Origin of the sequence: Vibrio sp. 1167 (genome assembly GCF_033340375.1) — a bacterium.
Taxonomy (GTDB): domain Bacteria; phylum Pseudomonadota; class Gammaproteobacteria; order Enterobacterales; family Vibrionaceae; genus Vibrio; species Vibrio alginolyticus.
In genome coordinates this window covers 524,447-535,958 of the sequence record NZ_JAWOWK010000005.1, presented here as the reverse complement: position 1 = coordinate 535,958, position 11,512 = coordinate 524,447, and the positions used below count along the sequence as shown (strand labels likewise).

The 11,512-nt window shown below is 45.5% G+C and carries 9 protein-coding genes; 4 read left to right on the top strand and 5 right to left on the bottom strand.

What is annotated here, in order from left to right; translation table 11 throughout:
• The 5 genes from R7Z78_RS14485 to R7Z78_RS14465 all read right to left on the bottom strand — a co-directional run bounded on the left by R7Z78_RS14485 (position 1) and on the right by R7Z78_RS14465 (position 7,569).
• Positions 1 to 2,322, bottom strand: coding sequence for a hypothetical protein (locus tag R7Z78_RS14485; RefSeq protein ID WP_053307265.1), 2,322 nt, complete (start codon positions 2,320 to 2,322; stop codon positions 1 to 3).
• Positions 2,323 to 2,584: 262 nt separating this feature from the next.
• Complete coding sequence (locus tag R7Z78_RS14480; RefSeq protein WP_042523865.1) at positions 2,585 to 4,153, bottom strand: hypothetical protein; 1,569 nt, start codon at positions 4,151 to 4,153, stop codon at positions 2,585 to 2,587.
• Between the two features lie 2 nt (positions 4,154 to 4,155).
• The gene (locus tag R7Z78_RS14475) at positions 4,156 to 4,728 is read right to left on the bottom strand and encodes a sigma-70 family RNA polymerase sigma factor (RefSeq protein WP_005379118.1); all 573 of its coding nucleotides are present in this window, start codon (positions 4,726 to 4,728) and stop codon (positions 4,156 to 4,158) included.
• Positions 4,729 to 4,730: 2 nt separating this feature from the next.
• A complete protein-coding gene (locus R7Z78_RS14470; protein ID WP_042523863.1) occupies positions 4,731 to 6,203 on the bottom strand; it encodes a hypothetical protein in 1,473 nt (490 codons plus the stop codon).
• Positions 6,204 to 6,216: 13 nt separating this feature from the next.
• Positions 6,217 to 7,569, bottom strand: coding sequence for a serine/threonine-protein kinase (locus R7Z78_RS14465; protein ID WP_005384231.1), 1,353 nt, complete (start codon positions 7,567 to 7,569; stop codon positions 6,217 to 6,219).
• Positions 7,570 to 7,788: 219 nt separating this feature from the next.
• Between R7Z78_RS14465 and R7Z78_RS14460 the strand changes: the two genes are divergently transcribed.
• From R7Z78_RS14460 to R7Z78_RS14445, 4 genes are all read left to right on the top strand, one after another.
• A complete protein-coding gene (locus R7Z78_RS14460; protein WP_169644354.1) occupies positions 7,789 to 8,796 on the top strand; it encodes a substrate-binding domain-containing protein in 1,008 nt (335 codons plus the stop codon).
• Positions 8,797 to 8,851: 55 nt separating this feature from the next.
• Positions 8,852 to 9,787 (top strand): LysR family transcriptional regulator, encoded by a 936-nt coding sequence (locus R7Z78_RS14455; RefSeq protein ID WP_005379132.1) that lies wholly within the window; start codon positions 8,852 to 8,854, stop codon positions 9,785 to 9,787.
• 269 nt (positions 9,788 to 10,056) lie between these two features.
• Positions 10,057 to 10,461 carry an SMR family transporter gene (locus tag R7Z78_RS14450; protein ID WP_005379135.1) on the top strand — a complete coding sequence of 135 codons (405 nt, stop codon included), beginning with the start codon at positions 10,057 to 10,059 and terminating at the stop codon, positions 10,459 to 10,461.
• A complete protein-coding gene (locus R7Z78_RS14445) occupies positions 10,458 to 10,787 on the top strand; it encodes an SMR family transporter (RefSeq protein WP_005478614.1) in 330 nt (109 codons plus the stop codon). The genes R7Z78_RS14450 and R7Z78_RS14445 overlap by 4 nt, the downstream gene beginning before the upstream one ends.
• The last annotated feature ends 725 nt before the right edge of the window (positions 10,788 to 11,512 follow it).

Here is an 11,512-nt window from a genome sequence, read left to right as displayed (position 1 = left end):
TTAGTCATCATCACCAGGCTCCAAAATCGGTAGTGAACTCGCGATGCTTGTCATGGCTTCTTTGCTGTTAGAGTACAGACCATATTCCGGTGCGGATTCATGACCGTTTTGTTCTTTACTCCAACGAATACCAATATAAAAGTCACCAAAATCGCGGTTGATGTAACGATGACGAGTTTTGTAATCTGACTCTGAGCCTGTTTCTTCTAGAATCAGCAGTTCACGGTCTTCATCATTCTGGATTTCCCAATTACCTGGAGTTTGGAATCCTGTTGGCATGAACGAAGTGTAGTTGTAAGTATCAGTGTCGTATTCGTACGCACCTGACGAGTATTTCAGGACTGTGTCGTCGCCTGTGCCATTACTTTCTACCATCAAGTCATGCTCTAACGTGCCGTGTTTGATGTGTTCTGCAACCGAAAGTGATTCTGCAAATGGGGTATTGCTTGAGTCCATCCAGAACAGCTCATCATCTGAGATTTTAACGATCATTTGAGTGCCGTTATGCTCGGTTTTGTGCTGGTACAACATTTCATACTCGTCGCCGTAGCTGTTGTATAGCTTACCGTCTTTCAGCTCAACGTCGTTACAGTCTTTATTGTTGTATTCCGTGTAACCAGTTTGTTGGTCCAGATCGGCAAGAATGGCGTAAGCATCGTGTTCCCATGTGTCTTTTAGGAAGTCACTGATGTTCGCTTTGTACTCTTGATTCATCTCATCGTGGTTTGAACCCCAGCAGAATAGTAGGCCTTCAGAATCTTGCATCAACATGGCGTAGCCAATTTCACCATCTTTCTGTGCAAAGCTACCCATTTTCCATTCTTGACCGTTGAAGTGCTCGTGAGTGAAGCCCAAAGTCGGTACTACTGGTGGTGGCGTGACGCCTTCGATAACCGTTGGCATGCTGAGCGCAATTTGTACCGCGGTATGGCCATCTGTTGCGCTAATCGCAAGTACTGCTCCAGCTTCACCTGCTTTTGTTGGTGTGCCTTTAATGGTGATAATTGCATTACCATCCTCAGATACTGTTAGACCTTCAATGTCTACATAGTCCGCTGAGTAGTCGGTAATTTGACCGTCTTTATCTTGGAACAAACCAGAAATATCGAGTGTTTGTTCAAACACTTCACCTTGTTGTAGGTACCAACCATCAACGATGGACTGCAGACGCGCTTGTTCTGTTTCTACAACCATTGGTGGTAAGTTTGCCGATTCGATTTCGAACTGAAATACGGTGCTTACCGTACCCAAAACCTTACCTGACGAATCAATGTCTTGCGCCGTTAGAACAATCTCAAAATCACCAGCTTTCTCTACGATTGCTGTTGGATGTAGAACAATCAGGTTGCCAGTTTGCACAACTTCAATGCCTGTGCCTGCAAAGTTGTGCGTCAGTTTGGTTGTCACAAGGTTTTGGTCTTTGTCTGCAAATAGACCTTCAATGTCTAGCTCTAAGCCATCAAAGTCCACGCCTTGTACGATTTTTGGTAGTTTTTCTAGCTTATCTTTAGCTGCCTTTTCGACGATTTTGTTTACGGTTAGCTTGTTATTAACTGCCGTTTCAGGTGCTAAGGTGTCGCTGTGTGGGGTCGCGTCAGTGATGATTGGACGTAGATTTGGGTCATTGATGTTTTCGCCAGATGTAACAAGACGTTCCACTTCTTGGTTTGCCGCTTGAGCAAACTCCGTGGCTTTTTTCTCGTAATTCGTTGGGTTTTGTGCTTTCGAGTCGGTCAGAATCTGAGCGGTTTTATGTAGTTCGGCGTTTTTTGTCGCACCTTCAACAAAATCACTGTACAGATCAATTGGTGCTTCTTCTGAGCCTCCTAGCGCTTGGTTTACTTTCGCTTTCGCGTCTTCTTCACTAATGGCTGGATCTTTTGCCATTTCAATCGCCACAAGATCCGTGATAGGTGAAATCACGTTTGATGATGTTGGTGCACGGAATACGATTTCGTGCGCCATAGCTTGGCCTGGATGATCCATATCTACCGTGTATTTGCCAGCGTACTCTTTCGCATCCAAGGCGATGAGCTGTTTCTGCTTTGAACCGTTTGGTGTGATGGTCTGTAGCGCTAGAGTGCTTTCTGGTTTTGCATCCAATTTCAGTTGACCTTTCTCATCGGTCAGACCAAGGAATGTTTCTTGAGTGTCCCATTGGCCGTTGTTGTTCGTATCTTCAAAAACAACGGCATGCTTGAAGTAGCCGTCAAAACCTGTGATCACAACGCCGTCGTTAGCACTGTTTGAACCACCATCTGAACCGCCACAGCCTGTAAGAGCGATAGCCACTGACGCTGCTAGTAAACTCACCTTATTCATTATTTATTTGTCCTTGTTTCGTTTCCGAATGAGAAAGTCGCTTTTTTTATTCTTTTTTTCTTTATATCTCACTAGTGAGATATAAGAGAGTGGTGTCTTTTTAATGACTATTGAGCTTAGGTTCAAGACACGAAAATCCGTACAAAACCCGTAAAATTTATTTCTATTTTTTGTCTATGATGGAAAATTTATAATTTGATCACGGTTCCAGTTTTATTTTGGAAATGATTGTTTTGTTAAAATAACCACCTGTAAAAAAGGTTTATTGGGTGTCGCTAAGGACAGGGGCGTGATAAATCATGTTGATCTTAAATTCCTCAACGCGATCAGCGAGCTCAGGTTTTGGACGTAAAATGTAGCTATACACCTCGCCATCAAGTAGCTCGTCGTAAGGGGAATAGTTAAGATCAAACGATAACGATTGTTGTCCAGTAGCGGGGGTGCTGATGAACTCGTGGCAATCAATTTGGTAAGTCGGATCGTCTGGGTTAGGGTCTGATATGATGTCGATTTGATAGTCTCCTTGACCAGCAATGACATGGCTGTGATACCAAATGGCGACATCGCTACAATACAGGTTAGGACCATAAGTGTGTAAATTGAAATCGGATTCGATGCTTTCACCATGAGGACCAATGACTTGAGTACCATAGTGATAAATATAATTGCCAACTTCAGCAACCAGATACCCCCCACTTGGGAGAGGTAGCAAATAATCAAAAAAGGAGATTTGATGCAGATATCGTCCTGTCGGTGCATTGATGCGCTTTTCCATGGACTGCTTGTTCTTTTGCATGGTATAGCTTTCGAATTGTTTACCATCAAACACGGTGGTGAAGTAGTTCCGAGTATCTTCATGAACCTGAGATGGGTATTCTTTTTTGATGGTCCAAATTTGGCGTACACCTTGGACATAAACGATCAACGAGTCATCACTGATTTTGTACTTGCCCACTTTTTTCAAGTCTCCCTTTTCAGGACACTGGCGTTTGTTGTGTGAGGCGGCATAACTTACTTCGCCCCCCTCAAACTGAAAGGCCTCGCAATACACCACTTCATACGCGTACGCGATACCGGCAAGATTTTGTGTCGTCTCTAGGCGATAAACTACATCGCCAACTAACGGATGTTCTGTGTCATTTTGATCGGGTGTGATAACGGGTAACTCAAAGCGCGTTGTGACCCATGCATGATCGCTATTACCGTGATAATCATCGCGCGCTGCTACCGCCAAATATGTGGTGGTTTTTATTTCCTCAGGCGCTCCTTGTACCATCATTTGTCCTTGGTTGAGGACTCTTAACCCATTGGCGTTTTCAAGCCAAATCTGAGTGGTGAGGAGATCGCCATCTGGGTCTTCAAAAAGCTGGTTAAGGTTGAGCGAATAACTCACCGGAGAGTTTTGTTTCAGCTCCCAAGCATAAATAATGGTTTGTAGCTGCTGTTCCACAGTGAGGTTGATGATGGGTTTATTATTCTCTGATGGGTCCTCTTGTGGTCGGCTGTTCTTATCACCCAATGCTGACTCGTAAAACGTGTTGTCTTCTGTGGTATGAAATGGATTCGTAACAGGGCCAGGTTGTCCTAAAAGGGCGGAGTTAAATGCGTCATCTCCCGTCTTTTTAGGAGTGCGATCCAACGCAGAACCTGTCAACGCTTGCTTTACTTCAACTAAAGATGTGCGCTCATATTGACGATGTGCTTGCTGGGTTGACTTGTCGGCGTTGTCTGACGAGTCTTTCACAGATGCCAAATTGTGTTTGTTTGAAATGAAGTAAATACCGAACAAACCGACGCATACTGCGCCGATTATCCAAAGCTTTTTGTTCATGATTACGTGTGCGCCATTCGTGATTGTAGCCAACTGCGAGAGAATTTGAGGTCTTTCTCTATCAGGCTTGCGCTGCACTCGAGTAGCTCACTGATTTCTTGGTTTTTCATGCCCATTAAATACTTGAGTTTGAGTGCGCTCGATTGGCGTGGATAGCGGCTACTGAAACTATCCAGAGCTTTATCCATGATAATCAATTGCTCGAAACGATCTTCTTCATCTCTCATCAATGTAATGTGTTGACGCTTTTGTGCTTGGTGCGAGCGTGCGTTGTCGATCAAGATTTGACGCATCACTTTGGCGGCCATCAAAAAGAAATCGCGCTTTGTTTCAATTTCACTCATGTCGCAGTTGGACATTTTCAGGTAAGCATCATGAATTAATGCCGTGGTGCTGTTGACGCTGTCTGCCAGTACTTTGTTGTCGGTGCCGTACTTTTCTGCATTTCGTTCACGCTCGTGCTGGGCGATCTTACGCAACTGTAAATAAGCAAACTGATAGAGCTCGCTCTCAGCTCGTTTATCACCAGATTGCCATTGTTGAATGATTTGTGTCAGTGCTACTGCTGTTGCCATGGTTATACATCCTCGCTCACTTTGACAAATTCAGAAATGGTGTGGGTTTCAATGCGATCGGAACCGTCTTGGTTGCGCAGAACATTTTGTTGATAGCGATATAAAATGCCTTGCTCCCAAGTTGCACCAGCTGGCAAGTATTCCCAGGTGGTGTAATTGATTTCAGATGGGGTTGTTGACCAACGTACCATGACGTTCATTTGCGCGAGTTCGGCTTTGGGGGCGCTATTGTTGACCCACCACATGTCGGCAAATTCGCGGGTAACATCTTGGGTGTACAGGCTTGTATCGGTTGGGCAGGTGTCCGTATTTTGCGGCAGTCGCATGACTTGTTGATGGCGCATCAATAGGCACGATTGTGTCATGGACTGTTGGTGGTATTCGGTTTGCTGCCACACACCGAGGTAGTCAATATCGTGTTCGCTAGTATTTGGATACGTAAACCAGAGCATTTCTGTGCGGTTATTGTGTTGGATGTTTTTTTTACGCCCGAGACCTTGTACTTTTTCCATCAATAACTCGGTGCTCGGATCAAAATTGAGGGCAACGGAGCGGTACTTCCAGTCACCTTCATCATCGAAGTCTTCGAGAGAGAAGCCATTCAAGTCGTTGCGGGTGCACCCTGTGATTGAACAACCAACGATATTAAACCAATCCGCAAACTTGCTTATCGGTTCGACGACATCTTCCGTGATAGGGCGCTTCATCGAGAGGAAGCAGCCTTGAAAATGGTCGCCAATGCTTGGGTGTTCAATCAATGAGTCTTTGGTGATAGTGAATCGAGTTTCACCAATAGGAGGACGATATTTGGGATGATGCTGATAGCGTAGATCGTAAGCACAAGCGCGGCCTTGCCAATCCTTCTTTTTGATGACGATGTTTTTGAACGTCATGTCGCGAGGTTCAAAAATGATCTCATCAGAGGAAAAGTTTTTTTCAATGTACTGCTGGCTTTCGTTTAGGTGCTCAATCGCCTCATTGACAGATACCCAATCGAGATTGAGGTAGCGTTTAGCGTCATCCAGGTAATTGAGATCAAGGCCTTTGAGCTGGCTTTGAAAGTGAGGATCAGAAAGCACACGGTTTGCTAGGACAATTTCCTCACGATTCTCAGGCGTGCTGTCGAGAGAAAGCAGCAGACGCGTCATATTGATGCTGCGGCTAGGTTTGGTTGTCGCCATCGTCGGCGTCAGCACTTCTTGGCTTGATAAGGTCGTCAGCAGATAACCTTTATCATCGTTACCAAGGAAGAAGCTAATTACATCACCGGGTTGGTAATGAAATGCACCTTGCTGAGTGACGCCAGTGATATTGGAACTGGTTTTGTAATACAGGCCAGTCACTGGGGCGTCGATAAAGTAGCCTTGCTTCAAGGTTGAAGCTGGTGGGTGTGAAGTGGCAACTGAAACGTCTGCTGCCAACGTGGACGTAGCCGTCAATGCAGACAGCCAAAATACCACTGAACGTGTATACATCTTGTTTTAAGCCTTATTGGTTGGTGCTGTCCTTAGACGCACAATTTGGCTGACAACTCATTGGTGTAGTTAGGTGCTTCTCTGGCACCGGTGTCATCATCGCCAACAACATTTTTTGTTTTATATGTTTGGGGATATCTGGGTTAGAGAGTATCCGCCTTCGTGTTAACTCCATCATGGAGTTCACTGAGAGATGTTCGACATTTTGCCCCTTCGCGTGGAAGATGAGGCGAGTCATTTCGTACATCATATCTTCTGCAATCTTCTTCTCTTGTTGCAGCTGGATATTCTTTTGCATCATGGCGCTGCCAAATAACACACCAGAGAGCACAATGATGCCTGACAATACCGAAGCAAGGGGACGTCGCTGTACCAAGCGAAAGGCGCTATACAATGGCCAGTTTTTTTTCTGCTCGATTGGGCGGCGTTCGATAATTCGTTCGATATCAATGCGCAATGCTCTAGCATCGGTATATCGCATTTGAGTGGCAGGACGCGTTGCGCGTCTTATCACCCAGTAAACATCAGACCAAATTGTTGGTGATGGAAACATCAAAGCGAGAATTTTGCCCAAGGAGTACACGTCGCTTTGCTCTGTTAGAACCTGTCCTGCTTGCTGCTCTGGGCTGGCAAAATTTTGGCTAAAAGCAATCAGCGCTGAGGGTGAGTCTTCTCGGTTGGAGTGCGCTTTTTGAGTCAAGTTGAAGTCAAGCAGCTTGGGACGCTTGCTACGATCAATCAGTATATTTTCTGGTTTTAGATCGGCATGCAAAACCTGGTGTTGGTGGGCGTGCTCCATCGCCTGACAGATCTGCTTAAACAGCAGCAGCTTCTCCGTTTTTTCTAGCTTATTTTCAGATAGGTACTCATCTAAAGTTTGACCAAACACCCGCTCCATCACGATGTAAACCGAATCTTGATGGAGACCGCCGTCAAACACTTTCGCGATGTAAGGATGGTTTAGACGCGCGAGAAGTTGAGCTTCATCGAAGAGTGCGCGTTGCCCTAACACATTACTCAAATTGCTTTGAATAAACTTGATAGCCAGATCTTGCTCGAACGTTTCATCTGCACGTAGAGCTGCGTATACGACACCCATGCCACCACGCCCCAACTCATGAGTTAGGCGGTACTTACTGATGATTTCTCCGCTTAGATCGACGTCTTGGTTCGTTGCCTGATGAGCACCAAAATAAAGTAACTGCGTTAGTTGTTCTTCCGGTGTCTCGTTGGCTAAAAGAGGAACGAGTTGTCGATACAGCTCAGGTTGACTTCGTTGCAATGCTTGGAGGTATTGCTGCTTTTGGGAGTCGTCCAGATCAAGCAGGTGGTAGTAAATCTGGGTTTCGCTAGAGCCTAACTGCACTGTGACTAATGTCTTATTCTTTTAGGTACGGCATTTTATAAGAACTTTGATATAAATGTCATTTATTTATTCGGTTTTGATTCACAATCCATGAAACGCAATTTGATGGCTAATGGAGTAATAACGTCATGATTTTTCGAATTATTTTCACTGAGCTTGTCGGCAGAGAGTCTATTCGTCATAATGTTACTTGTAACATTACTGATAAATCACATATTTATGGCTCAACAGAATAAGAAAACGCGTACGACATTGCAGGATGTCGCAGACCAGGTTGGCGTCACGAAGATGACCGTTTCACGCTATATGCGTAACCCTGAGTCGGTGGCAGAAAAGACTCGGGCTAAGATTGCGACTGCGATTGAAGAGATGGGTTACATCGAAAACCGTGCACCGGCGATGTTGTCAAAGTCCTCCAGTAAAGCCATTGGTATTTTACTGCCGTCTTTGTCCAACCAAATTTTTGCTTCCTTTGTTCAGGGCATAGAGATGGTGACCAAAGCCAATGGCTATGAGACGCTTTTAGCGCATTTTAGCTACGATGAGCTTGAAGAAGAGCGCAAGATCGCGTCATTACTCTCTTATCAAGTCGATGGACTTATTCTAACTGAAAGCCATCACACGCTGCGTACATTACAGATGATCAAAAATGCGGGCATTCCGGTGGTCGAAACCATGGAACTGCCATCGGAGCCGATTGATATGGCGGTTGGACTCGATCATGAAGATGCGTCGTACACCGTGGTTAAGCAGATGCTAGATACGGGGAAGCGTACAATCGTCTATTTTGGCGCGCGTCTGGATACGCGAACCAAATTGCGGATGCAAGGTTACGATCGCGCGATGACAGAAGCAGGGCTAGAACCCAAACATGTATTAACTGGTGATCATTCTAGTTTTTCTTTAGCGCATGATTTGCTCGAACGCGCACTGGAAATGCACCCAACGCTCGATGGGGTGTTCTGTACCAACGATGACATCGCAATTGGCACCATGCTGAGTGCGCAGCAACGTGGCATTCAAGTTCCACAGCAATTGGCAGTGGCGGGCTATAACGCGCTGGATATCGGTCAAACCATCAGCCCGAAACTGACCAGCGTTGATACGCCGCGTTTCCAAATTGGTGTAAAGAGCGCAGAGCTATTAATTGCGCGCCTGAAAGGCGAAACACAAGAAGAAAAAGTCTTCGATATGGGTTATCAGATCACGTCGGGAGAGAGTGTTTAACTAATTGTTAACTGCTCTTTGTATTCGCTCATCAATGGTATTGGTAGGTTAGGGTATGGCACATCAGCTGGATGCATTGGATCTCAACTTAATGCGTTTATTAAAAGCTGTGGTGGAAAACCGCAGCATCAAGCTGGCCGCAATGCAGCTTGGCATTTCTCAACCGAGCGCCAGCCGCGGCGTGATGAAGTTGAAGCAAGTGTTTGATGACCCGCTTTTTGTGCGTAAAGCACATGGGGTAGAGCCATCACCCATGGCGATTCGTCTCGCCGCCGAGTTCGACAATATGGTTGCACCACTGGAAAAAGTGGTGCAAGAATTTGAAGTGTTCGACCCACTGCAATACCAAGGGCAGATTGCGATTGTAACTGACCCTTATTTGATGGATGAGCAAGGGCAGCGACTGCTCACTGGTTGTCATCGAGCCTTTCCCAAAGCGCACTTTGCCTTTTCCAGCTGGAATACTTACTCGCACGATGAAATGTTAGAAGGTGAGCACGATTACTGCATTCTTGACCAAGAGACCGAGCTGTCGAAAGACATTTACATGCGCCCGTTATTCGTTGAAAAACGAGTGATTTTGGCGCGCAAAAACCACCCAACGTTGTCGAAAGTCAGCAATGATTGGGACACGGTGTCCAAACTACCACTCGTCTCTTTGCCTGCGCCTGCGTCATATAAACCGCTTTGTACCGTGGAGTCCGAGTATCGACGCATGGGTTATGAGCCAGTAGTGTTACTGAAGTCCTATAATTTGCGTTTGGCTTGCCAAATGTTGCAAGAAACCGACGCGATTATGTATGCCAGTCAAAGCTCGGCATTGTTGATGCCAGAACTCGCCTCTTACGCAATGCCACCCGTTAATCGTGAGTTCAGTCAGTTTGTGGTCTCTGGCGGTTTCCTTCAAACCAACCGCAACCATCCTTTGCACAGACACCTACATAAAGTGGTGCGACAAACCCTCAATACGCCGCTGATTTTTACGCAGTGACGTCACCTGATGGCATCAGCTGAATGAGAGAGCAGATGCTTTAACCTTATCAATGTTGTGTGATTACATAGACAACTTATTTCTTGAGATATTCAAAAATGAATATCTCAATTACCTGTCTCTTTTTCCTACCCAGCGCTAACCTTATCTCAAATAGTCAGGAGAAGTGGCTCATTTTTATCTTTTTAACTTTTTGAATGTCGATACAGGTACGCGGCATTCACCATTCTCCGTTATGCATTTTTTTAATTTCTGATGGAGGATTAATCATGCTAGTTGCACGTCTATTTTTATTGCTCGCCATCGTTGCCGAAGTGGCTGGCACCAGCACTATGTCTCTTATCGGACAAGGGCACGGGTGGTGGGGCTACATCGTAATGTATGTGCTGATCGCAATCTCTTACTACTTCCTCGCATTTGCCGCGAAGAAAATATCTATCGGTGTGGCATACGCTGTCTGGGAAGGGTTGGGTATCTCGTTGATCACCGTGGTGTCGATCATCGCCTTTGATGCCAACTTAAACCATCAAGAGTTGTTTGGTTTGATGTTAGCCGTTGTTGGCATTGTGTGTGTGACTTTAGGGGAATCACATGGTCAGCCTAACGCCAAGAAAAATGCCGATAAACCGGCAAAAGAACGTTCATTTTCTACTAGTACAAGGTGCGAATCATGAGTCAATTTTTTACGATGTCATTTGGATTTGTCGTGATGGCTGCCTTGGTCGATATCATGGCCAATATGGCGCTGACACGCTCAAAAGGTTTTAAATATAAAGGCTGGGGCATTGCGGCGATTGTGTTGGTACTGACAGCATTCACGCTGTTGGCACAAGCGGTGAAAGAGATCGACTTAGCCATTGCTTATGCCTCTTGGGGTGCGATCGGTATCTTGGGTACCGCAGTAGGTGGAGCCTTGCTGTTTAAGCAGAAACTCAAGCCAATCGGCTGGTTTGGTATCTTTGTGGTGATTGCTGCCGTCGTAGTGATGAAGACCGCTTGATGTAATTTACTGAATGCTAGATATCGTCATTCTGAGCAGCAAGAGACGAGCGTGATTCAGAATCTACCAACAAAAAGTGCTGTGGAAGAGGGGTTTTCTCTGGCTTCACAGCACCTTGATAGTGGATTCCTGATCTCGCCTAGGCTCGTCGGAATGACGGACTCATTCATTTTTAAAAAGAACAGAGGCCAATCCTAAAGTTCGTCATTTTGAACAGCAAGAGACGAGCGTGATTCAGAATCTACCAACAAAAAGTGCTGTGGAAGAGGGGTTTTCTCTGGCTTCACAGCATTTTGCTATTAGATTCCTGATCTCGCCTAGGCTCGTCGGAATGACGGATTCATTCGTTTTTTAGAAAGAACTGAGGCTAATCCCAAAGCTCGTCATTCTGAACAGCGAGGGACGAGCGTGATTCAGAATCTACCAACAAAAAGTGCAGTGGTAGAGGAGTTTTCTCTAGCTTCACAACACGTTGATAGTAGATTCCTGATCTCGCCTAGGCTCATCGGAATGACGGATTCATTCGTTTAAAAAGAACCGAGGCCAATCCTAAAGCTTGCCATTCTGAACTGCGAGGGACGGTCGTGATTCAGAATCTACCAACAAAAAGTGCTGTGGCAGAGGAGTTTTCTCTGACGTCATAGCATGTCGATATTAGATTCCTGATCCTGCTGAGGCTCGTCGGAATGACGGACTCATTCATTTTTAAAAAGAACAGAGGCCAA